General features: G+C 62.2%; 23 protein-coding genes. 6 read left to right on the forward strand and 17 right to left on the reverse strand.

The window, feature by feature from the left end; genetic code table 11:
* Nucleotides 1–222 precede the first annotated feature (222 nt).
* The 9 genes from EN964_RS00620 to EN964_RS00660 all read right to left on the reverse strand — a co-directional run bounded on the left by EN964_RS00620 (nt 223) and on the right by EN964_RS00660 (nt 6,641).
* Nucleotides 223–1,551 carry an FMN-binding glutamate synthase family protein gene (locus tag EN964_RS00620; RefSeq protein WP_127255237.1) on the reverse strand — a complete coding sequence of 443 codons (1,329 nt, stop codon included), beginning with the start codon at nt 1,549–1,551 and terminating at the stop codon, nt 223–225.
* Between the two features lie 6 nt (nt 1,552–1,557).
* Nucleotides 1,558–2,283 (reverse strand): GXGXG domain-containing protein, encoded by a 726-nt coding sequence (locus EN964_RS00625; RefSeq protein ID WP_027036064.1) that lies wholly within the window; start codon nt 2,281–2,283, stop codon nt 1,558–1,560.
* A 4-nt stretch (nt 2,284–2,287) separates the two neighbouring features.
* Nucleotides 2,288–3,184, reverse strand: a complete 897-nt coding sequence (locus tag EN964_RS00630; RefSeq protein ID WP_063167616.1) for a glutamine amidotransferase family protein — start codon at nt 3,182–3,184, stop codon at nt 2,288–2,290.
* 103 nt (nt 3,185–3,287) lie between these two features.
* Nucleotides 3,288–3,611, reverse strand: coding sequence for a hypothetical protein (locus EN964_RS00635; RefSeq protein ID WP_127267812.1), 324 nt, complete (start codon nt 3,609–3,611; stop codon nt 3,288–3,290).
* Complete coding sequence (locus EN964_RS00640; RefSeq protein WP_164748761.1) at nt 3,608–4,297, reverse strand: hypothetical protein; 690 nt, start codon at nt 4,295–4,297, stop codon at nt 3,608–3,610. The genes EN964_RS00635 and EN964_RS00640 overlap by 4 nt, the downstream gene beginning before the upstream one ends.
* 45 nt (nt 4,298–4,342) lie before the next feature.
* The gene (locus tag EN964_RS00645) at nt 4,343–5,737 is read right to left on the reverse strand and encodes an APC family permease (RefSeq protein ID WP_127267811.1); all 1,395 of its coding nucleotides are present in this window, start codon (nt 5,735–5,737) and stop codon (nt 4,343–4,345) included.
* 14 nt (nt 5,738–5,751) lie between these two features.
* Nucleotides 5,752–5,913: a hypothetical protein gene (locus EN964_RS00650; RefSeq protein WP_013532900.1), complete on the reverse strand. Its 162-nt coding sequence runs from the start codon at nt 5,911–5,913 to the stop codon at nt 5,752–5,754.
* Between the two features lie 36 nt (nt 5,914–5,949).
* Complete coding sequence (locus tag EN964_RS00655; protein ID WP_013532899.1) at nt 5,950–6,327, reverse strand: hypothetical protein; 378 nt, start codon at nt 6,325–6,327, stop codon at nt 5,950–5,952.
* Nucleotides 6,328–6,353: 26 nt separating this feature from the next.
* Nucleotides 6,354–6,641, reverse strand: coding sequence for a hypothetical protein (locus tag EN964_RS00660; protein WP_027036059.1), 288 nt, complete (start codon nt 6,639–6,641; stop codon nt 6,354–6,356).
* 286 nt (nt 6,642–6,927) lie between these two features.
* Between EN964_RS00660 and EN964_RS00665 the strand changes: the two genes are divergently transcribed.
* The 4 genes from EN964_RS00665 to EN964_RS00680 all read left to right on the forward strand — a co-directional run bounded on the left by EN964_RS00665 (nt 6,928) and on the right by EN964_RS00680 (nt 10,893).
* On the forward strand, nt 6,928–8,061 hold the full coding sequence (locus EN964_RS00665) for an aminomethyltransferase family protein (RefSeq protein WP_127267810.1): 1,134 nt from the start codon (nt 6,928–6,930) through the stop codon (nt 8,059–8,061).
* A gap of 141 nt (nt 8,062–8,202) precedes the next feature.
* Complete coding sequence (locus EN964_RS00670; protein ID WP_127267809.1) at nt 8,203–8,799, forward strand: dimethylamine monooxygenase subunit DmmA family protein; 597 nt, start codon at nt 8,203–8,205, stop codon at nt 8,797–8,799.
* Nucleotides 8,796–9,761, forward strand: a complete 966-nt coding sequence (locus EN964_RS00675) for a PDR/VanB family oxidoreductase (protein WP_127267808.1) — start codon at nt 8,796–8,798, stop codon at nt 9,759–9,761. Before EN964_RS00670 ends, EN964_RS00675 begins: the two co-directional genes overlap by 4 nt.
* A 91-nt stretch (nt 9,762–9,852) precedes the next feature.
* Entirely contained in the window at nt 9,853–10,893 is a 1,041-nt protein-coding gene (locus tag EN964_RS00680) for a DUF3445 domain-containing protein (RefSeq protein ID WP_127270288.1), read from the forward strand.
* 119 nt (nt 10,894–11,012) lie between these two features.
* Here the strand turns inward: EN964_RS00680 and EN964_RS00685 are convergent, their stop codons facing one another.
* Both EN964_RS00685 and EN964_RS00695 read right to left on the reverse strand, forming a co-directional pair.
* Nucleotides 11,013–11,384 carry an endonuclease domain-containing protein gene (locus EN964_RS00685; RefSeq protein ID WP_127270285.1) on the reverse strand — a complete coding sequence of 124 codons (372 nt, stop codon included), beginning with the start codon at nt 11,382–11,384 and terminating at the stop codon, nt 11,013–11,015.
* 150 nt (nt 11,385–11,534) lie between these two features.
* Complete coding sequence (locus EN964_RS00695) at nt 11,535–12,251, reverse strand: XRE family transcriptional regulator (protein ID WP_127270283.1); 717 nt, start codon at nt 12,249–12,251, stop codon at nt 11,535–11,537.
* 317 nt (nt 12,252–12,568) lie between these two features.
* Here EN964_RS00695 and EN964_RS00700 point away from each other — a divergent pair, with 317 nt between their 5' ends.
* Nucleotides 12,569–13,927 carry an NAD(P)-binding domain-containing protein gene (locus tag EN964_RS00700; RefSeq protein ID WP_127270280.1) on the forward strand — a complete coding sequence of 453 codons (1,359 nt, stop codon included), beginning with the start codon at nt 12,569–12,571 and terminating at the stop codon, nt 13,925–13,927.
* Nucleotides 13,928–13,938: 11 nt separating this feature from the next.
* Here the strand turns inward: EN964_RS00700 and EN964_RS00705 are convergent, their stop codons facing one another.
* The 6 genes from EN964_RS00705 to EN964_RS00730 all read right to left on the reverse strand — a co-directional run bounded on the left by EN964_RS00705 (nt 13,939) and on the right by EN964_RS00730 (nt 21,870).
* Nucleotides 13,939–15,921: a proline/glycine betaine ABC transporter permease gene (locus tag EN964_RS00705; RefSeq protein WP_127270277.1), complete on the reverse strand. Its 1,983-nt coding sequence runs from the start codon at nt 15,919–15,921 to the stop codon at nt 13,939–13,941.
* On the reverse strand, nt 15,918–17,003 hold the full coding sequence (locus EN964_RS00710) for a glycine betaine/L-proline ABC transporter ATP-binding protein (RefSeq protein WP_127270274.1): 1,086 nt from the start codon (nt 17,001–17,003) through the stop codon (nt 15,918–15,920). Before EN964_RS00710 ends, EN964_RS00705 begins: the two co-directional genes overlap by 4 nt.
* A gap of 75 nt (nt 17,004–17,078) precedes the next feature.
* The gene (locus EN964_RS00715) at nt 17,079–18,053 is read right to left on the reverse strand and encodes an ABC transporter substrate-binding protein (protein WP_127270272.1); all 975 of its coding nucleotides are present in this window, start codon (nt 18,051–18,053) and stop codon (nt 17,079–17,081) included.
* Between the two features lie 420 nt (nt 18,054–18,473).
* Nucleotides 18,474–19,238, reverse strand: a complete 765-nt coding sequence (locus EN964_RS00720; RefSeq protein WP_127270269.1) for an SDR family oxidoreductase — start codon at nt 19,236–19,238, stop codon at nt 18,474–18,476.
* Between the two features lie 89 nt (nt 19,239–19,327).
* The gene (locus EN964_RS00725) at nt 19,328–20,197 is read right to left on the reverse strand and encodes a DUF427 domain-containing protein (RefSeq protein ID WP_127270266.1); all 870 of its coding nucleotides are present in this window, start codon (nt 20,195–20,197) and stop codon (nt 19,328–19,330) included.
* A gap of 17 nt (nt 20,198–20,214) precedes the next feature.
* On the reverse strand, nt 20,215–21,870 hold the full coding sequence (locus tag EN964_RS00730) for an ABC transporter substrate-binding protein (RefSeq protein ID WP_127270263.1): 1,656 nt from the start codon (nt 21,868–21,870) through the stop codon (nt 20,215–20,217).
* 113 nt (nt 21,871–21,983) lie between these two features.
* Here EN964_RS00730 and EN964_RS00735 point away from each other — a divergent pair, with 113 nt between their 5' ends.
* Nucleotides 21,984–22,886, forward strand: coding sequence for a LysR family transcriptional regulator (locus EN964_RS00735; protein WP_127270260.1), 903 nt, complete (start codon nt 21,984–21,986; stop codon nt 22,884–22,886).
* The last annotated feature ends 7 nt before the right edge of the window (nt 22,887–22,893 follow it).

Here is a 22,893-nt window from a genome sequence, read left to right on the forward strand (position 1 = left end):
GAGACAGAGGTAGTTCGCCAGCCGGCGCCATCCTTCTGCATGTCGGCGATCGCCTGTGCCGGCACCAGCTTGGCACGCTGGCCACTGAACAGGTCAGTGTAGGAAATCATGAAATATTTGACGTTTTTCGCCCTTGCGAATTCTGCAAGATCAGTTGCCACGATAGTTCCCCATTTTTATCGATTGTTGTTCCCGAGTATGCGGGAGTCGGCCCTTCGTTGATTAGAAGCCGTTCTTCCCCGGTATCCAGTTGGTGCCGGCCAGCGGCACGCCGGCCATGGCGGCTGCCTCGATCGTCAGCGCGACGAGGTCCTCGGGTTCGAGATTGTGCAGGCTGTTCTTGCCGCAGGCACGCGCGATGGTCTGCGCTTCCAGCGTCATCACCTTGAGGTAGTTCGCCAGCCGGCGCCCGGCAGCCACCGGGTCGACCCGCTTCATCAATTCGGGGTCCTGCGTGGTGATGCCGGCGGGGTCGCGCCCCTCGTGCCAGTCGTCATAGGCGCCGGCGGTGGTGCCGAGCTCGTTATACTCCGCCTCCCAGCGGGGATCGTTGTCGCCGAGCGCGACAAGGGCAGCCGTACCGATCGAGACCGCGTCGACGCCGAGCGCCAGCGCCTTGGCGACATCGGCGCCGTTGCGGATACCACCGGAGACGATCAGCTGCACTTTGCGGTGCATGCCCAGATCCTGCAGCGCCTGCACCGCCGGCCTGATGCAGGCAAGCGTCGGCATACCGACATTTTCGATGAACACTTCCTGGGTGGCGGCGGTGCCGCCCTGCATGCCGTCGACGACAACGACATCGGCGCCGGCCTTCACGGCAAGCGCGGTGTCGTAGTAGGGCCGGGCGCCGCCGACCTTGACGTAGATCGGCTTTTCCCAGTCGGTGATTTCGCGCAGTTCCAGGATCTTGATCTCGAGATCGTCGGGTCCGGTCCAGTCGGGATGGCGCGAGGCCGAGCGCTGGTCGATGCCCTTGGGCAGCGTGCGCATCTCGGCGACGCGGTCGGAAATCTTCTGGCCAAGCAGCATGCCGCCGCCGCCCGGCTTGGCGCCCTGGCCGACGACGACTTCGATCGCATCGGCGCGGCGCAAATCGCGCGGGTTCATGCCGTAGCGCGACGGCAGATATTGATAGACCAGCTGCTTTGAATGGCCGCGCTCTTCCTCGGTCATGCCGCCGTCGCCGGTGGTGGTCGAGGTGCCCGACAGGGTCGCGCCGCGCCCGAGTGCCTCCTTGGCGGGGCCTGACAGCGAGCCGAAGCTCATCCCGGCGATGGTGATCGGGATCTTTAGCTCGATCGGCTTCTTGGCATGGCGAGAGCCGAGCACGACTGATGTGTCGCAGCGCTCGCGATAGCCTTCGAGCGGATAGCGCGAGATCGATGCGCCGAGGAACAGAAGGTCGTCGAAATGCGGCAGCTTGCGCTTGGCGCCGGCGCCGCGGATGTCATAGATGCCGGTCGCTGCGGCACGGCGGATCTCGGAAAGCGTGTAGTCGTCGAAGGTCGCGGATTTGCGCGGCGTCGTCGGCGGGTTGCGATAGGTCATGCTGCCTCAATACGCGTCGGCGTTGTCGATATTGAAATTGTAGAGCGTGCGCGCCGAACCGTAACGCTTGAACTCCGACGGCTTGACGCCGGTGATGCCGGCACGGTCGAGCAGGCCTTGCAGCAATTCCAGATGCTCGGTCCGCATCTCCTTGGCGATGCAGTCGGCACCGAGGCTTTCGACCTTGCCGCGCACGAAGAGCCGCGCCTCGTAAATGGAATCGCCCAGCGCGTCGCCGGCATCGCCCAGCACCACCAGATTGCCCGACTGCGCCATGAAAGCCGACATATGGCCGATATTGCCGTGGACGACGATGTCGATGCCCTTCATCGAAATGCCGCAGCGCGACGAGGCGTTGCCTTCGATGACCAGCAGGCCGCCCTTGCCGGTGGCGCCGGCATATTGGCTGGCGTCGCCTTTGATGGTGATCGAGCCCGACATCATGTTCTCGCCGACGCCGGGGCCTGCCGAGCCATGCACGGTAATGGTGCTGCCGGAATTCATGCCGCCGCAGTAATAACCGACGCTGCCGCGCACATCGATGGCAACAGGCTGGTCGACGCCGACGGCGACCGAATGGCTGCCTTTCGGGTTCAGCACTTCCCATGCCGTTTCGTTCGAGCCCGGCGCCAGATTGTGCAGCGCCTGATTGAGTTCGCGCAGCGACAGCTGGTCGAGATCGAAGACCCGAGGATCGTGTGCCGCAGTCTTTGAAAGCGTGGTTGCGGGCATGAACTCAATGCTCCCAGAAATAGACGGTTGCGGGCTCGGGTTCCCAGACCCTCGCATTGTCTATGCCGGGCAGTTTGGTCAGCGCGCGATATTCCGAGCCGAAGGCGACATACTGGTCGGTTTCGGCCATGACAGCGGGCTTGCAGGCGATCGGGTCGCGCACCACGCCAAAACCGTTCTTGGTGCCGACGACGAAGGTGAAGAAGCCGTCTAGGTCGGAGAGCGTGCCTTCCAGCGCCTCGCCGAGATTCTTGCCATGCGCCATCTGCGACGAGAGATAGGCGGCAGCAACCTCGGTGTCGTTTTCGGTTTCGAACGTCATGCCTTCGCGGATCAGTTCGCGGCGGACATTGTTGTGGTTCGACAGCGAGCCATTGTGCACCAGGCACTGGTCGGCACCGGTCGAGAACGGATGCGCGCCCATCGTCGTCACTGCCGATTCCGTTGCCATGCGGGTATGGCCGATGCCATGCGTTCCGGTCATCTTGCGGACGTCGAAGCGATCGACGACGGCCTCCGGCAGGCCGACTTCCTTGTAGATCTCGACAACGTCGCCGGCGCCCATGATGCGGATGTCGGGGCGCAGCGCCTGGATGGTTTCGCGCGCTTCATCGATCTTGGCCGGCGTGGTCCTGACGACCGCATGGGTGGATTTCACCGCGATCGTCACCGGCGTGCCGATGGCCTTGGCGAGCTCCGCCTCGAGGCCGCGGAAATCGCGGTCGGGCTTGGCGGACTGGATGGTGATCTTGGCCTCATTCTTGGAAGGCGCGCCATAGATGGCGATACCGGCGCTGTCCGGACCGCGGTCGCTGAGGGAGATCAGCATCTGCGACAGCATCGCACCAAGCTGGGGTTCCAGCGACTTGTCCTTCAAAAACAGTCCGACAATTCCACACATGTCAGCCTCCCGATGTTTGTAGCTAAGAGATCGTTTGTAGCTAAGAGAGGATGTATCGAATGAGCTGCACAAATTCAATCGTATGAAAAAAATATTCCTCTAGTTACCTATGCGGCTCAATGCCGCTCTGCGCACTGTCGCCGTCTCGCCGGGCATTGTGAACCCATTTGGCGGAGCGGATGCGGGCGAGCTTGTAGGCGTCGAGAATCGACAAGGCATAGATCAGGAAGCCGCCGGCGTGACGGCCGACGAAGCTGGCATCGGGCGGTGCGATCTTGGCCGTCACCCATGCCAGGATCACCATGAAGAAAAGGAACTGAAGGCCGCGCACCGGCACGCCGAGAATGACGTGCCCGCTTCCCGGCAGCACGATTGCGGCGCCGAGAACCAGATAGGGATTGGTGGGTGCCGTGGTGGGAATGGTCATGCGGCTTGCCGTTCGCTTTTGTTGATGGCGTCGCGAAGCGCCGACACCGACATCAGCAGTCTTTCGATCAGCGCACGATCGAGTGTGGCGTCGCCAAATTCGGCCTGCCGGAACACACCGTAGCGCGCCCGTTCGGCTTCGGCCAGCAGCCACACGATGCGTACCCCTTTCGGGGTGATCAGCAGTTCCTTGGCGCGCCCTTCGGAAAAAATCCCGAGGTGGCCGGCGATGGTCTCCAGTGGGAAGTGGACGCCCCTGCGATCCGTCCGCAACACGGCCTCGGCCGGAAATGCCGAACTCTTCGGCAGCGTGTGGTCGAGATGATCGAAATTGGAGAAGGTCGTCGGCGACCCCGGCCGCATCATCATGTCGAAGGTGCCGGGCACGGCCACCGGCTCGGTGACCGAGATGCTGAGCCAGCGCGCCGGCAGTTTCCGCGTCGCCAGTGTGTCGACGATGGTGCGCACCTGGACGCGTTGGCTGTTCCAGGATCCTTCCCAGGTGATGACGCCGGCGGTGCCGTCCGAGACATTGGCTGCGTCGGCGATGGCTGTGCGGATGCGGTCCTGCTCGACGGCAAGCGCCATCGATGCCCTGTTGCGGCTGGCACGCGCCTGCCAGGCAAGGTGGAGAACGATAGCCAGGACAATGGCTCCGGCCAGCAGTGCTGATGTCAGCTCGGACATTTTCTCATGCCACGCCCATCCAGGATACGGACCGGCCTACTCCCATCAATAACCCTGCGGCTTCGGCCACGGCATGGTGAACTGATCGCCGCGCCGCACGAATTTGTAGCGATAGAAATGGAACCACAGTGAGATCAGGAAATAGAAGGCGACCATGGCGATCAGTTGCGAGCCGAAGCCGAGGAAGATGGCGAAGAAGGTCACCACGCACAGGCAAAACAGCACGATGGCCGGGATCGGGTGGAAGGGGTGCGTGTAGCCGCGGCGGATCGAGCCGAGCGGCCACTTCTTGCGGAACATGATGATGTTGATGCTCATGAACGTGTATTGCAGCACGCCCGACAGGATCGAGAAGGTGATCGCCTGGTTGAGGTCGGCGATGAAGGCGAAGGCCAGCGCGATCGGCAGCAGGAACAGGATCGAACGATAGGGCGTGCGATATCTCGGATGCACGGCCGAGAACCATGTCGGCAGATAGCGGTCGCGGCCGAGCGAGAACCAGGCGCGCGCCGCATCGTTGATGCAGCCATTGGCGGAGGCCATTGCAGCAAGCAGCGTGGCGACGAACAACAGGTTCTCGAGCAGCGGGCTGCCAGTCAGCTTGCCGGCGTCCCACAGCGGATAATAGGTGATGCCGAGATATTCCCATGGCATCATCGAGGCGCAGACATACCAGGTCATGGCGGCGGCGATCAAAAGCGTGATCATGCCGGCCATGGTGCCGTAAGGCAGCGAGCGGGCCGGCGAGCGCACTTCCTCGGCGGCCTGTGTGGTGCCCTCGATCCCGAGATAGTACCAGATGCCGAACTGGAAGGCGGCGATGACGCCAATCCAGCCATAGGGGAGTGCATTGCCTGGCGTGACCAACTCGTTCAGCTTCAGCACGGCGCCTTGCGTCCACGGGCTGACCGAAAAGAACAGGATGACAATCGAGATATAGGCGACCGCTGTGATGACGAAGTTGACATTGAGCGTCATCAGCACGCCGCGATAGTTCAGCCACGCCAGCACGACGATGGTCGCGGCGATGAAGGAATTGTGGGTGAGCCCTTCGACGCCGGCCTTGGCGACGATGGTGTCGCCGAGCAGGATGGCGTCGGACACTTCGAGCATGGTGTAGGCAAAGACCAGGAACAGCGCGACGTTGAACGCCATCAGCGGTCCGACGATGTGCTTTGCCTGCGCATACTGGCCGCCGGCGGCGGCCACGGTCGATGTCACCTCGGAATCGATCATGGCGACCGAGGTGTAGAGCAATCCCACGACCCAGCAGACGATCAGCGCGGCCAGTGCGCCACCCTTGTCCGCCGAGAAATTCCAGCCGGTGAATTCGCCGACCAGGACGATGCCGACGCCGAGCGCCCAGACATGGGCCGGTCCGAGCACGCGCAGGAGTGAAACTCTGTCCCCTTGGGCAGCCGGTTCAAGTGCGATCGTCATTGTTCAATCCTCACTCAGATCCGGTGTTTTTCGGAAGTGGCTTCCAGTTCGCCCTCGCGCGAGGAGGTCAGCACCTCTTCGGAGAAGGTCGTGTCAACCTTGAACCAGTCGTAGAGCATCCACAAAGCGAGCACGATCGAGATGCCCCAGCATGCGTAAGAGAGTGCCACCCACATGATCGTGTCCCCCGAATTAAATCGTCCTCAGAACTCTTACTTGTCGTCGAATTTTTCGTTGATGACGTCGCGATATTCGCGGTCTGATGCACGAAACAGGAAGACGAAATAACCGATCAGCACCGCCGCCATGATGATCAGCGTCGGCCAGTCGATGACATAGTGGAAGCGGTTCTGGATGATGTCGTGCGCGGTCTCGGGCGTATAGCCGAGCTTTTCCCAGATAGACGCCATGGTCGGGTTCTGGCCTAGCGCTTCCCAGGTCTTGGCGTCGAGCGCGTCGATGGATTTCGCCGCGCCGGCGAGGCCCAGCTTGAGCGGTAGCCACAGTGCCACGAAAATGGCGACGACGACGACGGCGATGTCGAAAACCTGCCCGGCCTTGCTTTGTTCCGGCGGCGTGTAGCGGGACATCTCTTCTACCCCTCAGGACTTGCGGTTCAGGACTTGCGGTTGCGGAACGCGTCGGCGTTCTTGATATCGAGCCCGTAGATGAATTCCTTGTCTTCCTTGTAGTGCTTGACCATCGCCAGGATGGCGGCCGTGTTGAAGATCAGCACGGCGGCGGCGGCGATCGCGACCACGGCCTTGATGCCGCTGTGCGGGATGTAGGGCCATGTCATGAGGAGGACGAAGAGGATCGTCGCCCACAGGCAGACGATCAGGAGCGCGGCTCCGCGCACGTCGGAACGATACAGCGCTTCGATGCGCTGTTGCATGTCTGACATCGGTTTCTCCCCTTTTCCGCCGTCCGGTTCCGAATCCCCCGTCCGTCGTCCTCTTTCAACAGAGTGAAATTTTTTTCATAAGTTCTGTCTGAATCCCGCAATTGTCAAGCGCGATTTACGTGGGGTTAACCGTTTGGTTTGCGCGGCGGATTTTGCCTGACAATGAAATTAATTGCTTATGGGTATTGCGGCGCCCGGAGGTTTGCGATCAATATTCGGCCAAAGCTCCCGCCGCTGCGCAGGGGGCAGGGAACAGCAGAGCATTATCGAAACGGAGGACGAGCGGATGACGGCATCCTGGAGATTTTCGACCCTGGCGGATCGGCACCGAGCGCTCGGTTCGAAGCTCGAAGACTGGAGCGGCATGGGAACCGCCTGGACCTACGACAAGGATGCCGACGAGGAGTACATCGCCATCCGCACCAAGGCTGGTCTGATGGATGTCTCCGGCCTCAAGAAGGTCCACATATCAGGGCCGCACGCCTCGCATCTCATCGACCTCGCCACCACACGCGATGTCGAAAAGATCTATCCCGGCAAGTCGGCCTATGCCTGCATGCTGAATGAGGCGGGCAAATTCACCGACGATTGCATCCTCTACCGCACCGGCCCCAACGCTTGGATGGTCGTGCATGGTTCGGGCACCGGCCATGAGGAGTTGCAGCGGGCAGCTATGGGCCGCGACGTCTCGCTGCGCTTCGACGACAATCTGCACGATCTGTCGCTGCAGGGTCCGACAGCAGTCGACTATCTAGCCAAGCATGTGCCGGGCATTCGCGACCTCAACTATTTCCATCACATGCAGACGCAACTGTTCGGCTTGCCCGTCATGATATCGCGCACCGGCTATACCGGCGAGCGCGGCTACGAGATCTTCTGCCGCGGCCAGGATGCCGGCACGATCTGGGACAGGATCCTCGACGAGGGCAAGAGCGCCGGCATCATTCCGTGCCGCTTCACCACGCTCGACATGCTGCGCGTCGAAAGTTATCTGCTCTTCTACCCCTACGACAATTCCCAGAAGTATCCGTTTGAGAACGAAGGCCCGGGCGACACGCTGTGGGAACTCGGCCTCGACTTCACCGTCAGCCCCGGCAAGACCGGCTTTCGCGGCGCCGAGGAGCACTATCGCCTGAAGGGCAAGGAGCGCTTCAAGATCTATGGCGTGCTGCTCGACGGCAAGGAGCCGGCCGATGAAGGAGCGCCGGTCTATCGCGACGGCAAAAAGGTCGGCGTAGTAACCTGTGCCATGTATTCGCCGCTGGTCGAGAAATCGATGGGCATCGCCCGGCTCGACGTGGACTGCGCGGTCAAGGACACCAAGCTCGAAATCCGCAACAAGAGCGGTGCCATCAAGGCGACGGCGCAGCCGCTTCCCTTCGATGATCCCAAGAAGACCAAGCGCGCGGCGAAAGGTTGAGGCATAGTCAACACCGAGGGGTTCGAGCAATTCCAGGAAAGTGTGAAACGGTTTTCCGTCCGGAATTGCGTCGAAGCAAAGAGATAGAGCGGTCCGCCGTTTCTATGAAACGGTGAAGCGCTCGAAGGCACGAAGACATAAATGGCAGCCAAAAGTATCATCAGCCGGCCCGTTTACGGAACCTTGTCTCCGCAACCCGGCAAGCATCATCTTTTCATCGCGGACGCGGAAGGGGCGCTGGCGATAGCGGAGATGGCCGGGAGGGCGCCGCCCGGGTTTTTCGGCGACGCCGAAATCGTCTTCATTCCCGGGCTTGACGGCAAACATGCCGTCGCACTCGAAGCGTTGAAGCCGGCACAGTTCCACCAGGCGCCGTCCTTTGCCAGCCTGCTGCCACGGCTCCGGCAGACACTGGCCAACGCGCATATGGGCTTGCGCCTCTATCTCGCCGGCACGGAGGGCCTGATCGGCCAGGCGATGCAGGTGGCGCTTGAAGCCGGCATCGACCACACTTCGATCCAGACCGAGCACCGCGGCTCGCTGGCGCGGCGCATGCAATGTGTCCATTGCAAGGGCATCACCGAGAATGTGACGACGCAGCCGGCGACCTGCGCGCATTGCGGCCTGCTGCTTCTGGTGCGCGACCATTATTCCAGGCGCATCGCAGCCTTCCAGGGCGTCTGCATCAATGCGGAAGATCGCTCGGAGATTCCTCCGATGGAGGAGATTTTTCGATGAGCACCGGAACAACAAAACTCGATGTCGTTGTCAGCGACGTCGTCCCGGTCAACGACCTCGTCACCCGCTTCCATTTTCGCCGGCGCGACGGGCAGCTTTTGCCGACTTTTTCCGGCGGCGCCCATGTCGTGGTCGAGATGCGCGACGGCGAACGCACCAGGCTCAATCCCTATTCGCTGATGGGCTCGCCGCTCGATACGCGCGAATACACGATCTCGGTGCGGCGCGACGATGTCGGCCGTGGCGGCTCGCTGTTCATGCACCGGAGCGTCAAGCCGGGCATGGAGATGGTGGTCAGCTACCCCGTCAACCTGTTCTCGCTCGACCTGCGCGCCAAAAAGCATCTGATGCTGGCCGGCGGCATCGGCATCACGCCGTTCATGGCGCAGACCGCTCAGCTTGCGGCGGAAGGCGGCAATTTCGAACTGCACTACACCTGCCGCACCGCATCGCTCGGCACCTATGCCGATGTGCTGCGCGAGCGCTACGACCGCCGGGTCAGGCTCTATCATGACGACCTTGAGGAGCGCATCGAACTCGACCGGTTGCTGTCGACACAGCCGCTCGGCACGCATCTCTATGTCTGCGGCCCGGCTGGCATGATCAACTGGGTGCGCGATCGCGCGGCAAGCCTCGGCTGGCCGGCGGAAACCGTGCATTTCGAGCATTTCGCGGCACCTCAACCCGGACTGCCGTTCGACGTGAGGCTTGCCGTCAGCGGCAAGGCGATCCGCGTCGATGAACAGCAGAGCCTCTTGGAAGCGATCGAGGCGGCCGGCGTCGATCCGCCCTATCTCTGCCGTGGCGGCGTCTGCGGCCAGTGCGAGACCAACGTCATCTCTTGCGACGGCAGGTTCATCCACAACGACCACTGGCTGAGCGAGGAAGAGCACCGTTCGGGCAAGAAGATCATGCCGTGCGTGTCGCGCTTCGAAGGCCGGTCGCTGGTCCTGGAACGGTAGAGCATTTTGCAGCCAAGTGGATACACTTGGCGTCGCAGAAATGCGGCTAAAACAAAGAGATAGAGCGGGCAGCCCGCTCTAGGAGAAAATCATGGGCATCACCTTTCGCAAGGAAACGTTCCGCGATGACTTCACCTTCAAGAACAGCCCGGAGCACATAAGGCGCTTCCCGTTCCCGTTCCACGAAGACGCCTACATGTATGCTGTCAACATCGAGCCGCATGTCGTCGGACCCAGGGGCAGCGTGCTGGAAAACCTGATCGACGTCGACGAGCACTATGTCGCCGAGATGCAGGACCGCGCGCTGGTGCTGGCCGAGGATCCGCTGCGCTGCCAGTCGCTGCCGCACATGACGCTGGCCGGCTGGGACCTGCTCGAGCTTTTGATGGAGCAGCAGGCGCTGGGCTATCCCGAGCATTTCACGCTGACCCGCGACGGCGATCGCTGGCGCTGGATCAACCGGCCGCTCGGTATCGACGACACCTTCACTTTCGGCGACACCTCGACGCTGCCTTACGGGCCGATGGAATACATCACCCGGCAGAGCCAGGGCGATTTCTGCATCCTCGACCAGCGCGACGGCAATCTGTGGATGGATGCCGGCATGGTCACCACCCAGGCCGACTGGTCGCTCGATTTCGACATCGGCATGAACTTCTTCGAATGGCATGCGCCGGTGCCGCTGGCGCATGAGAAGGGGATTTTCGTCAGGGCGCTGAAATTCCTCACCAACATCCAGCAAGGCAAGCCGGCTCGACGCCTGAACTGGACGATGACCATCAATCCGCGCCTCGACACCAGCCCCGAGAACTACCACAAATGGGGGCCGGACCGGGCGACGGTGACGCCGGAGAATGTCGGCGACAAGGTGCATCTGCGGGTCGAACTGCAGAGCTTCTGGCGGCTGCCGCGCTCCAACGGCATCGTCTTCCCGATCCGCTGCTATCTGATCAAAATGGATGAACTGGTGACGCAGCCAAAATGGGCCCGGCGCCTGCACCGCGTCATCCGCGACCTGCCTGACGAACTCGCCAACTACAAGGGCCTGACACGCTATCGCCCGGCGTTGGTCGAGTGGCTGTCGAAGCTGGACGATGGGAGCGCGACGAGCCCAGGGTTTGGGCCGGATTGAATAGCTGATGTTGGCGCTGCCCCCAAAGCAGCCAATCTCCCCCCAAGAGGGGGAGATGCCCGGCAGGGCAGAGGGGGGCGCCGTGGAGCGCCTGCCTTGCCCAATCTCCACCTCCGCGCTTACGACGCGTCGCCCAGCCCAGCCACAATCATGACATGCTGGCAGACATTGTCGATATCGCGAATGACATCGTCGTTCCAGAAGCGCAGGACCGTCCAGCCCAGCGCTTCGAATTTGGCGGTTCTTGCAGCGTCCGATTCCGACGTTTCGGCCCGGCCATGCTGGGAACCATCAAGCTCGACGATCAGCTTTTTGTCCGGGCATGCAAAATCGACGATATGGCCGGCGATAGGCATCTGGCGCCGAAACCCCAGTCCCATCAGCCTGTGTGCCCTGATCTCATTCCAAAGCTTGAGTTCGGCATCGGTCATCACCTTGCGCATCGTGCGCGCATTGCGGCGGCTGTTGGCGGATACCAGATTGTGCGTCATCGCGGTTCGCCCCCCTCTGTCCTGCCGGACATCTCCCCCTCCAGGGGGGAGATCGAATGTCACTTCAGCTTTCGCCAATCACCAGTGCAAAAGAGGAGCCGTCGCGAAGCCGATCTCCTCACGAGAGACCAAGGGGAGATCGAGTCCCGCTTAACCCGCGCTCTGCGGATAGCAAATAATCGACAGATAGCGCATCGGCAGTTTCGTCAGTTGCTCCGGCCCGTGCGGCGCGTCGGCGTCGAAGAACAGGCTGTCGCCGGGCTTCATCGGGTAGAGGTTGCTGCCGTGCCGGTAAACGACCTCGCCTTCGAGCATGTAGAGGAACTCCATGCCCTCATGCTGGAAGGTCGGGAACACATCGGAATCCTCGGTCAGCGTGATCAGATAGGGTTCGACGACGACGCCGCTGGTGTTGGAACCGATATGTCCGAGCAGGTTATACTGGTGGCCGGCGCGGGTGCCGCGGCGCTCGACATCGAGACCTTGGCCGGCCTTGACGAAGACGGCGCTGCGCTCTTCCTCGAAGCGGCGGAAGAAGGCGGTGACCGGAACGCCGAGCGCCCGCGACAGTGCCTGCAAGGTGGTCAGCGACGGCGAGGTGATACCATTCTCGATCTTCGACAGCATGCCGAGCGAAATGTCGGTGGCGACCGCGAGATCAGCCACGGTGATGCCGAGCTTCTTGCGGAAGGCCCGCACCTCGCGGCCGATCGCCACCTCCAGCACTTTTTCGCGCGTGTCGCGAATGGCATGCGGGTTCTGCGTCAGCGGCGCGCGGATGGTCTTGCCGTCGGCCGAGACCTTTGGCAGCGGCTTGGCCGTCGCACCGGCAAGACCAGCCTTGGGATCGGAAACCTTCTTCGCCATGTCGCCCCCGGCACTCCTGGGATTTATTTCACTCTAGGTGAACATGTCAGGTGCCGATACAGGAGCGCAACTGCGACGGCAAGTCGCGTGAACGCGCATGCGCATGATAATGATGTTTGGCCGCGTCCGGTTTTTCGCGGGAAATCCACATCGGCGAAACCTTGTTTCAGCATCGGGCTGTTGACAGCACGAAAGGGCCAATTACTGTCCTGTGAGTGAAATTTGTTTCGTAAGAGCAATTCCGGGACAAGCGCATAGCGCTTTCCCCTCGGGAATTGCGTCAAGACAAAAGTCGAAACCAGATCGGGAGGCCTGCCATGAAAAGTCGCGTTGCCGTCATCGGAGCCGGCCCGTCCGGCCTGGCACAGCTCAGGGCCTTCAAGTCGGCGGCCGACAAGGGCGCCGACATTCCCGAAATCGTCTGCTTCGAAAAGCAGTCGGACTGGGGCGGCCTGTGGAACTACACCTGGCGCACGGGCCTCGACGAGCATGGCGATCCGGTGCACGGCTCGATGTACCGCTATCTCTGGTCGAACGGACCGAAGGAGTGCCTGGAATTCGCCGACTATACTTTCGAGGAGCACTTCGGCCGGCCGATCGGCTCCTATCCGCCGCGCGCCGTGCTGTGGGACTACATCAAGGGACGCGTCGAAAAATCAGGCCTTCGCAAATGGGTGCGCTTCAACAGCCCGGTGCGCATGGTGACGTTTTCCGACGAGACGAAGAAATTCACCGTCACCGCGCATGACCGCACCAACGACGTCACCTATTCGGAAGAGTTCGACAATGTCGTTGTCGCTTCCGGGCATTTCTCGGTGCCCAACGTGCCCTATTTCGAGGGCTTTTCGACCTTCAACGGCCGCATCCTGCATAGCCACGATTTCCGCGACGCGATGGAATTCAAGGGCAAGGATATATTGATCATCGGCCGCTCCTATTCGGCCGAGGACATTGGCTCGCAATGCTACAAATACGGCGCCAAATCCATCACCTCCAGCTACCGCTCGAAGCCGATGGGTTTCAAATGGCCGGAGAATTGGAAAGAGGTGCCGCTCTTACAGAAGGTCGTCGGCAAAACCGCGCATTTCAAGGATGGCACCACGAAAGACGTTGATGCCATCATCCTGTGCACCGGCTATCTCCATTCTTTCCCCTTCCTCACCGACGATCTGAAGCTCAAGACCGCCAACCGCATGTGGCCGCTCGACCTCTATGAAGGCGTCGTCTGGGAGAAGAACCCGCAGCTCTCCTATATCGGCATGCAGGATCAGTTCTACACCTTCAACATGTTCGACGCGCAGGCCTGGTTCGCCCGCGACGTCATCATGGGCCGCATCAAGCTGCCCTCGGCCGAGGCGATGGCTGCGCACGGCGCGAAATGGCGCGCACGCGAGGAGACGCTCGAAGACGCCGAGCAGATGATCTGGTTCCAGGGCGACTACACCAAGGAATTGATGGACCAGACCGACTATCCGGGCTTCGACGTCGAGGCGGTCAACCAGACCTTCATGGAATGGGAACACCACAAGGCGGAGAACATCATGGGCTTCCGCGACCACGCCTACCGCTCGCTGATGACGGGCACCATGGCGCCGCTGCATCATACGCCGTGGCTGCAGGCGCTGGACGATTCGATGGAGAGCTATCTCGAGGTGAAGGGCGTCGCGGCGGAGTAGGGCGGCGCCTGCTACCCCAGCCTTGCCCTGGCCTTCGCCGTCCAGGCGCCGAACAGCCGGTCGGCGACAATGCCGATGAAGGCGATGGCCAGACCCGCGACGATGCCGCGGCCGGAATCGGCCTTGGACAGCGCGATGAACACTTCCTGGCCGAGATCGCGGGTGCCGACCATGGCGCAGATGATGATCATCGCCAGCGCCATCAGGATCGTCTGGTTGACGCCCAGCATGATCTCCGGCAGCGCCAGCGGCAGTTGCACGCGAAAGAAGGTCTGGCGCGGCGTGCAGCCCGACACCTTTGCCGCCTCGATCAGCGCCGGCGGCACCTGCCTGATGCCGTGATTGGTGTAGCGGATGGCCGGCACCACGGCGAAGGCAATGGTGGCGATCATCGCCGTGACATCGCCGACCCGAAACAGCATCACCACCGGAATGATGAAGCAGAAGGATGGCAGCACCTGCAGCGTGTCGATGACCGGCGTGACGATCTTCTCGAAGCGGTCGCTGCTTGAAGCCATCAGCCCGATCGGGATGCCGACCAGGCAGGCGATGAAGGCCGAGATACCGCAGAGATAGACGGTTGCCATGGTCTTTTCCCACAGGCCGGTGATGGCGCAGAAGGCAGTCAGCGCTGCCACCAGCGCGGCCAGCCGCAGGCCGGAGAGCTGATAGCCGGCAAGGCCGAGCAGGAACACCGCGCCCAGCCAGGGAAACCCTTCGCAAAAGGCACGCAGCGGGTTCAGCAAATTAAGGATCAGCGCCACGCGGAACGCTTCGATCGTGTCGAAGAAATTGATCGTCACCCAGTTCACCGCTGCTTTCCACAGCGGCGCGGTGGTGAAGGTGATCGCTTTTGGCACTCCCGCGAAGGCCGGCACGAACAGGCCGAGAAATGTCGTCACCACAAGGATGGCGATCGCCAGCGTCAGATTGGGATAGCGCTGCCAGAAGCTCGGGCCCGCCTGCTGATGGGTATTCCCCTCTGCCTGCTTGTGCGCGATGGCCTGGCTCAGCCGGTCGAGCGCAATGGCCAGTGCCACGATGGCAAGGCCGGCTTCCATCGCCTCGCCAACCTTCAGTGCGCGCAGCGCCAGGAGCACGTCGTAGCCGAGGCCGCCGGCGCCGATCATCGAGGCGATGATCACCATGTTCAGCGCCAGCATGATCACCTGGTTGACGCCGACCATCAGTGTCGGCCGTGCCGAGGGCAGCAGCACTCGCCACAGTTTCTGCCGCGCCGTGCAGCCTGCCATCTCGCTGAAATCGTCGATCTCCGACGGCACCCGCGACAGGCCGAGCATCGTTGCCCGCACCATCGGCGGCGTGGCGAAGATGGCGGTCGCGATCATCGCCGAGACCGGGCTGTTGCCGAACAGCAGCAGCATCGGGATGAGATAGGCGAAGGTCGGAATCGTCTGCATCAGGTCGAGGGCAGGGGAGACGATAAGCCTTTCGGCCCATGGCCTGCGCCACGCCCAGATGCCGGCGAACAGCCCGGTGACGATACAGAACGGCACGGCGATGGAGATCAGCGCCAGCGTCAGCATGGCGCTGGTCCATTGGCCGAACAGGGCGATGTAGAGGAAGCAGCCGCCGACCAGCAGGCTGAGTTTTCTGCCGCCAGCGGCATGACCGGCGAGGAAGGCGGCGGCGCAGACGCCGACCCAGGACAGGCGCGGCAGGATATAGGCGTCAGCGCCGTGGCCGATCTTGAAATTCTTGGCCAGTAGATTGAGCGCGAAATCGAGGGGAACGCCGAGCACAGCGGTGATCGAGCGGGTCAACCAGGACAGGTTCGACTTGATCCAGCGCATCAGCGCGCTGACCCAATCGGCGACCGGCACGACGGCACTTGCCGGATAGTTGACGGCCCAGGGCAGGCGGTCCTGCAACAGGAACACGACAAGCACGGCGCCAAGCGCTGCCGCCCAGACCAGCAGCCAGACCTGAATCGGTCGCGACCGCGTCTCGCTGGCGCTTGCTGTCACCGTCATGCGCCGACCCTTGAGCGATCGATGCCGGCCAGCAGATCGATCACCGCTTGCGGCGTCACCTCGCCGATCGGCTTGCCGGTGCCGTTGACCACCGCGAACGGCTTGTTGGCGGCAACGATACCGGCCGAGAAGCTGGCGATCTTGGCCTCCGGCGCCACCGTTCCGCCATGCTCCGAGCCGTCGCAGGCGCGCATTAGGCTGCGTGCCGAAATCACCTTGGCGCGGTCGACGTCGCGGGTGAACTCGGCGACATAGTCGGTCGCCGGATTGACCACCAACTCCTCCGGCGTGCCGATCTGGATGACCTCGCCATCCTTCATGATGGCGATGCGGTCGGCCAGCCGGATCGCCTCGTCGAAATCATGGGTGATGAAGACGATGGTCTTGTGCAGCATGGTTTGCAGCCGCATCAGCTCATCCTGCATTTCGCGGCGGATCAGCGGGTCGAGCGCCGAGAACGGCTCGTCGAGGAACCAGATTTCCGGTTTTGTCGCGAGGCTCCGGGCGATGCCCACACGCTGCTGCTGGCCGCCGGACAATTCGCGCGGATAGAAATGCTCGCGGCCACGGAGCCCAACGAGTTCGATCACCTCGCGCGCCCGTGCCTCGCGTGTCGGCCGATCCTGCCCCTGGATGCTGAGCGGGAAGGCGATGTTCTCCAGCACGTTGAGATGCGGCAGCAGGGCAAAATTCTGGAACACCATGCCCATGCGGTGTCGTCGCAGCTCGATCAGCGCTGCATCCGAAATCTTCAGCAGATCCTTGCCTTCGAATTCGACCTTGCCGTGGGTCGGCTCGACCAGCCTCGACATGCAGCGCACCAGCGTTGACTTGCCGGAGCCCGACAGGCCCATGATGATGAAGATCTCGCCCTGGCGGATTTCGAGGTCGACGGCGCGCACCGCGCCGACAAGTCCGGCAGCTGTGACGTCGGCCATGCTGGCCTTGCCGTCGCGTTCGCGGATGAAATTGGCCGCGTTCGATCCGAACAGCTTCCAGACATTGCGGCAGGCAAGCTTTATCGGGCGGGCATCTTTTGGCGTGCCCGCCCCCTTGGCGCCCTGTTCAGTCTTGTCCGTCATTCAAACGTCCTTCTGGAGCACAAGAACCGAGGCCCGCCTGATCAACTGCCGGGTCTCATCTTCCAGTCGGAACGATCACTGCGCCCAGGCTTTCCAGTCGGCCTCGTGGGCGGCGATCCAGGCGGCGGCGACGTCTTCCGGCGTCTTGCCGCCGAGATCGATCTCGCCGCTCATCTTGTTGAGCTCGTCGGTGTCGACCGTGTAGGCCTTCGCCACCTTGTAGGCGACCGGCCATTTGTCCTTCATGCCGGCCCAGGAGTACTTCCAGATCTCGCCATGCGGCTTGCCGCAATCATATTTGGCGTCGGGGTTGGTGCCCCATTTCGGGTCGTTGTAGCACTCGGCCGTGTATTCGGGGAATTCAACCCATTCGCCCTTGTATTTGGCCGGCGCCCAATGCGGCGAATAGATCCACAGCATGATCGGCGCTTTGCGCTGATAGGCCGAGTCCAACTCGGCGAACATCGCCGCGTCGGTGCCGGCATGGATGACGGTGAAGGGCAGTTTCAGCGCTTCGACGCGCTCGTCGTCAAAGCCTTCCCATGTTACCGGGCCGCCGAGATAGCGCCCCTTCGGTGCGGTCTCCGCCGTCGAGAAGGCTTCGGCGCATTTCGGATCCTTCAGCGCTTCCCAGTTAGGCAGGCCGGGGCACTTCTCCTTCATGTATTCGGGAAACCACCATTCTTCCTTGGCCTTGGGGCCGAGCTTGCCCAGCCGTTCGGTCTGGCCTGTCGCATCGGAGGCCTTCATGGCCTCGCCGGCGGTCGTGTCCCAGAATTCCATGCCGACATCGAGATCGCCATTGGTGAGACCGGTGGTCAGGCTGGAGAGGTAGTCGGCGGTCGGATATTCGACGGTATAGCCGAGCTTTTCCAGGATGCCGCCGAGGATCTTGGCGTTGAGGTTGACGCTGGTCCAGTCGAACAGCGCGATCTTGATCGGATCGTTGGATTCCGGTGCGGCGGCTTGGGCGGAAGGTGTCAGCAGGCTTAATGTCGCGAGCGCGACGGCGCTCATCGAGAGTTTCGAGATCTGGCTGCGAAATGACATGCTTGTTCTCCTTCAAGCTGTGAAAATTATCGTTCGTTCCCTTCTTGCGGCTTTTTCTTGATTGTGTTGGAAAGACTGGTCTTTGCGCAAGACCGTCGGCGCCAAATTATTGCCCCGGCTTTGGCCAGTGCAGGCAAGATGGTGCTCAGTTCTGGTGATAATGGAACAGGATCGGAGTGTCGGCGTCATGACTGCCGACGGATCACTGAGGGAGCGGTCATCTGCGGATCGATTGCCAGTCCTGCGGCGCCCTGCAAGGTGCGAGCCATCAAGGTCGTATGATCTCGGCTACCCGCCTGGTAAGCCCCATCTCGCCAAGGCCGTTTCATAGGATGAAATTATATATACCAAGGTTCATGTCGCGCAACGACTAACGCTTCGCGAGACGTACAAATTCAGACTGCAGGCGAAGCTGAGCTCTTACCAGCAGACGTAGCCGCCATCGACAATCAGGTCGAGGCCGGTGACGAAGCTCGCTGCGCGGCTGGCGAGGAACACCGTCGGCCCGACCATTTCCTCCGGCGCCGCCATGCGCCCCATCGGCGTGTCGCGCTTGAAGATCTTCACCTCTTCCGCCACCTCTGGCCGCTTGTTCATCGGCGTCAGCGTGTAACCGGGACTAACCACATTGACGCGCAGGCCGCGATCGGCCCACTCCATGGCGAGGCTCCTGGACATGTGGATGACGGCGGCCTTCGAAGAGTTGTAGTGCGCCTGCGTCAGGCCGCGGTTGACGATGGTGCCCGACATCGAGGCGATGTTGATGATCGAGCCCTTGCCTCGCGCCAGCATCTTGCGCGCTTCGGCCTGACAGGACAGGAACACGCCGGCGACATTGACGTCGTGAACCTTCTGCCACGTCTCCAGCGGCATCGTCTCGGCGGGCTCGGAGCCGGCAATGCCGGCATTGTTGACGGCGACGGTGAGCGCACCGAGTTCGCTCTCGACGCGATCGATCGCCGTCGCGAGATCGCTCTGCGATGTCACTGTACCGGTCAGCACCAGCGCTTTGCGGCCGAGCGCCGTGATCCGGTGCGCGGTTTCGTCCAGCCCACCCTTCGATGCATGGCCGAAACAGGCGACGTCGGCGCCTGCCTCGGCCAGTCCGATCGCGATTGCCTGGCCGATGCCGCTGCCGGCGCCGGTGACCAGCGCGACATCGCCGTTCAGTTTGAAAAGATCCATCGAGTGCCCTCCCTGGCCCAGGGAGGGTATGCGCTGAGCCGTGCTTCGATCAAGCGCTCGCGCGCAAATGGCTCAAGCGGCGTCGATACTCAGAAATAACCGCTCGACGCGGCCGTGGCTTCCTTCGGGATTTCGACGCCATCGACCAGGATCTTGTCGACCAGTTCGTGGTGGAAGCAGACCAGCCCCTTGATGCGCTCCGCCTCGTGCACCGGCTCGGGATAATACCAGACCAGGTTCTCGTGACGCTTGGCCTTGGTCGTCACGTGATAATAGTTGGAGATGCCCTTGTAAGGACAGCGCGAAATGTAGCGGCTGGGCGCGAACATATCGAGCCGCGTGTCGGCGATCGGCAGATAGTGGCGCACCGGATGGCCGGTCTCGAACAGGAACACGCCGCGGCGTGAATCGGCGACCTGTTCGCCGTCGAGAATGACCTGCACGCGCCGCGACGACGGCAGGCAGTCGACCCGGCGGAACGGATCGCGGGCGTGGACGAAGATCTCCTCGTCCTCCTCGAACCAGTGTCCCATCTTACTCCAGGTGAACGACATGTAGTCGGATATCGGCGGACAGCCCTTGACCGGATCGAGATAGCGCCAGGCCGCGTCCTCGACCAGCGTGATGCCGGTGTTGAGTGAATAGTGGGTGGCTGTGCCCTTGAACGGGTCCTCTGTCGTCGTCTTGCTCGGCAGCAGGAATTCCTCGCGAACGTCGCCGATCGGGAAGTAGTAGACCGGCAGGTGATCGGATTCGTAGAACACCAAGGCATTGGTCGTATCGGCCACGGTCATCGATCCCACCTGCACACGCAGGCGCTTCTGCGTCGGCATGGTGAAGGCTATGTAGCCCGGCTCGAATTCATACTGCACGATGTTATCGAGCAGTGGAAAATGCGGCCCACGGCCGCGCAGATGGGGCTTGCGAATGGTAGTCTCCCGTTTTGTTTCTTTTGTCATCGGGCGTTGGGGCATGATCAGCTCAACGACACGCGGTCGAGCAGCAGGCCGGCCGCGATCGGCGGAAGGCCGCTGACATTCTTGCGCACCGGCACCAGCAGATCGGGGAAATAGCTGAAGATGACAGGCGTCTCGTCGAGCAGCAATTTCTGGATGTCGGAGGCGGCAGCGCGCTGCGCGCCGGCATCGAGCGCCTTGAGATAGCTGGTGACCATGCCATCATAGGCCGGGCTCTTGAAATGCGCCGCGTTCCAAGGGCCGTCGCTGACCAACGGGCTCTTGAGGAAGATGTTTGGCACGCTGCGATGCGCGTAGTCGGTGATGCCGAGCGGGCTGTCCAGCCAGTCCGACTGGCCGAACACCGCTTTGCCGTAATATTTGTCCTGGTCCTCGATGTTGAGCGAGATGCGCGCACCGATCTCCTTGGCGAAATTCTGGAACAATTGCGCATAGCCCGGAATGTCGGAATAGCGCAGCGTGGTCAGCGTGACGTCGAAGCCTTCGGCGAGACCCGCCGCCTCGAGCAACTGCTTGGCCTTGGCGATGTCCTGGACGCGTTGCGGCACCGACTTGTCGGTCGCCGGGAAGGCCGGCGCGAACGGGCTGTCATTGCCAGTCGCCGCCATGCCGCGGCACAAGCCGTCGACCAGCTTGGCGCGGTCGATGCACAGCGCCAGCGCCTGGCGCACGCGCTTGTCGGTGAAGGGGCCGGTGTCGCAGCGCATGTGCAACTGGCGGTGCGCGGTCGAAGCGACACGCAAGACGGTGATATCAGGACTGTTCAGCACGACCTGGCTGACATCGAGCGGGACGGCATCGAGAATGTCGACCTCGCCGGCCTGCAGCGCCAGGATGCGTGGCTGCACATCGCCGTAGAACTTGAATTCGAGCCGGTCGGGCAGCGCCTTCTCACCCCAATAGTCGGGGTTGCGGATGAAGGTCGCGCCGACCTTTGGCGTGTAGCTTTCCAACCGGAACGGTCCGGTGCCTTCGAACGTCTTTTCGTAATCGCCCTTGTAGCTCGCCGGCAAGATGACGGCGTTGTAATTGTCGATCGACACTGAATAGGGAAAGCTGCCATTCGGCGCATCGAGATGGAAGGCGACGGTGTGGTCGTCGACCTTCCGGGTGCCGCCCTTCGAAAGAAGGCCTTTGAACACCGAAAGCGCGTTGGAAGCGCCGTTGGGATCGGCCAGCCGGTCGAAGGTCGCGACGACGTCGTCGGCCTTGAAATCCTCGCCATTGTGGAATTTCACGCCCTTGCGCAGCTTGAAGGTCCACACGCTGCCATCCTCGTTCGGCGCCCAGCTCTCTGCCAGCACAGGCTTCAAAGTGAGGTCCGGCTGCGTGATGCAGAGAAACTCGGCGGTTTGGAAAACCAGCTGGTAGCTGCCGCTGTCATAGTAGGTGACGGGATCGATGGCGCCGCCCGGCGTCGCCACGCCGGCGCGCACCGTGCCGCCCGGCTTGCCCTCGGCGCGGGCCTGCTGGGTGCCGAGGCCGGCGGCCGCGACAAGGCTGCCCAGGAACGGCAAGGAAAGCCCAAGCACGCTGCCATGGCGCAGGAAGTCACGGCGGTCCATCCTGCCGGCCAGCAATTCGTCAACAGCGGAATTTTCGATTGCAGTGAGTGTTCTGCAAGCGTTGTCGATCATCCGGAAATGCTTGGGCATGGCTGGATTCCTCGCTTGTCTTGGGGTTCAGCCATCTAGTTCATTGTTGACTGCCGCCGGAAAGCGATATTTTTTGATAGGAGTCATCGAAATTTTCGATGCAGGAGGTGGGCATGGACACTGAGAATCTGCGCAGCTTTCTCGAAGTCGCCACCCATGGCAGCTTCACCGTCGCGGCCAGCCGGCTCAACCTCGCCCAGTCCACCGTCAGTGCGCGGATCAGGGGGCTGGAGGAGCAGTTGGGCCGCCGGCTTTTCGTGCGCGACCGCGATGGCGTCACGCTGACGCCGGCCGGCCGGCAGTTCCTGCCGCATGCCTCGTCGATCACCCGCACCTGGGAGCAATCGCGGCAGGACATCGCCGTTCCCGATGGTTACGAGACCTTGCTGCGGCTGACCGCGCCGGCCTATCTGTGGGACCGCATCACCTCGCCATGGGTCGAGTGGATGCGCGCCAGGCGGCCGAACGTGGCGCTGCGGCTGGAGGGCAGCTTTCCGGACTCGGCGATCGACCAGCTGGCGGAAGGCCTGCTCGACATCTGCATCCTCTATCTGCCGCGACCGCATCCCGGCATTGTCTACGAGACGCTGGCCGTCGATCAGGTCGTGCTCGTCCAGCACGCCGCACAGACCAAGCCATGGACCGAAAACTATATCCTGATGGACTGGGGGCTGGAGTTCCGCATCGAGCACGACCGCGCCTTTGCCGGCATGGTCAAGCCGGCGATTTCGGCCGGGCTGGTCTTCATCGGGCTTCAGCACGTGCAGTCGCAGCAGGCCGCCGCCTATCTGCCGCTCAGTGCCGTCAGCGGTCATATCGAGCGCGGCGAGATGCGGCGCATCGACAACGCTCCGGTATTCCAACGGCCGATCTACCTCGCCTATCCCTCGAATCCCGTGTCTTCGGATGTTCTGGATGTCGCGCTCACAGGCCTGCGCACGCTGGCCAGAGACTGGGCCGAAGGGCAGGGTTTTTCAGAAGGTGACCGTGCTCTCAGCATGGCCGGCCAGATCTGACCGGCCA

The sequence above is a fragment of the Mesorhizobium sp. M7A.F.Ca.CA.001.10.2.1 genome, from assembly GCF_003998575.1.
GTDB lineage: Bacteria > Pseudomonadota > Alphaproteobacteria > Rhizobiales > Rhizobiaceae > Mesorhizobium.

Bases quoted from the DNA above. Each gene is read 5' to 3' on its own strand.
- EN964_RS00665 (WP_127267810.1), top strand. From the start codon at position 6,928: ATGACGGCATCCTGGAGATTTTCGACCCTGGCGGATCGGCACCGAGCG.
- EN964_RS00645 (WP_127267811.1), bottom strand. From the start codon at position 5,737: ATGACGATCGCACTTGAACCGGCTGCCCAAGGGGACAGAGTTTCACTC.
- EN964_RS00650 (WP_013532900.1), bottom strand. From the start codon at position 5,913: ATGTGGGTGGCACTCTCTTACGCATGCTGGGGCATCTCGATCGTGCTC.
- EN964_RS00660 (WP_027036059.1), bottom strand. From the start codon at position 6,641: ATGTCAGACATGCAACAGCGCATCGAAGCGCTGTATCGTTCCGACGTG.
- EN964_RS00655 (WP_013532899.1), bottom strand. From the start codon at position 6,327: ATGTCCCGCTACACGCCGCCGGAACAAAGCAAGGCCGGGCAGGTTTTC.
- EN964_RS00700 (WP_127270280.1), top strand. From the start codon at position 12,569: ATGAAAAGTCGCGTTGCCGTCATCGGAGCCGGCCCGTCCGGCCTGGCA.
- EN964_RS00685 (WP_127270285.1), bottom strand. From the start codon at position 11,384: ATGACGCACAATCTGGTATCCGCCAACAGCCGCCGCAATGCGCGCACG.
- EN964_RS00730 (WP_127270263.1), bottom strand. From the start codon at position 21,870: ATGCCCAAGCATTTCCGGATGATCGACAACGCTTGCAGAACACTCACT.
- EN964_RS00630 (WP_063167616.1), bottom strand. From the start codon at position 3,184: ATGTGTGGAATTGTCGGACTGTTTTTGAAGGACAAGTCGCTGGAACCC.
- EN964_RS00735 (WP_127270260.1), top strand. From the start codon at position 21,984: ATGGACACTGAGAATCTGCGCAGCTTTCTCGAAGTCGCCACCCATGGC.
- EN964_RS00710 (WP_127270274.1), bottom strand. From the start codon at position 17,003: ATGACGGACAAGACTGAACAGGGCGCCAAGGGGGCGGGCACGCCAAAA.
- EN964_RS00675 (WP_127267808.1), top strand. From the start codon at position 8,796: ATGAGCACCGGAACAACAAAACTCGATGTCGTTGTCAGCGACGTCGTC.
- EN964_RS00725 (WP_127270266.1), bottom strand. From the start codon at position 20,197: ATGACAAAAGAAACAAAACGGGAGACTACCATTCGCAAGCCCCATCTG.
- EN964_RS00680 (WP_127270288.1), top strand. From the start codon at position 9,853: ATGGGCATCACCTTTCGCAAGGAAACGTTCCGCGATGACTTCACCTTC.
- EN964_RS00625 (WP_027036064.1), bottom strand. From the start codon at position 2,283: ATGCCCGCAACCACGCTTTCAAAGACTGCGGCACACGATCCTCGGGTC.
- EN964_RS00705 (WP_127270277.1), bottom strand. From the start codon at position 15,921: ATGACGGTGACAGCAAGCGCCAGCGAGACGCGGTCGCGACCGATTCAG.
- EN964_RS00640 (WP_164748761.1), bottom strand. From the start codon at position 4,297: ATGTCCGAGCTGACATCAGCACTGCTGGCCGGAGCCATTGTCCTGGCT.
- EN964_RS00635 (WP_127267812.1), bottom strand. From the start codon at position 3,611: ATGACCATTCCCACCACGGCACCCACCAATCCCTATCTGGTTCTCGGC.
- EN964_RS00670 (WP_127267809.1), top strand. From the start codon at position 8,203: ATGGCAGCCAAAAGTATCATCAGCCGGCCCGTTTACGGAACCTTGTCT.
- EN964_RS00695 (WP_127270283.1), bottom strand. From the start codon at position 12,251: ATGGCGAAGAAGGTTTCCGATCCCAAGGCTGGTCTTGCCGGTGCGACG.
- EN964_RS00720 (WP_127270269.1), bottom strand. From the start codon at position 19,238: ATGGATCTTTTCAAACTGAACGGCGATGTCGCGCTGGTCACCGGCGCC.
- EN964_RS00715 (WP_127270272.1), bottom strand. From the start codon at position 18,053: ATGTCATTTCGCAGCCAGATCTCGAAACTCTCGATGAGCGCCGTCGCG.
- EN964_RS00620 (WP_127255237.1), bottom strand. From the start codon at position 1,551: ATGACCTATCGCAACCCGCCGACGACGCCGCGCAAATCCGCGACCTTC.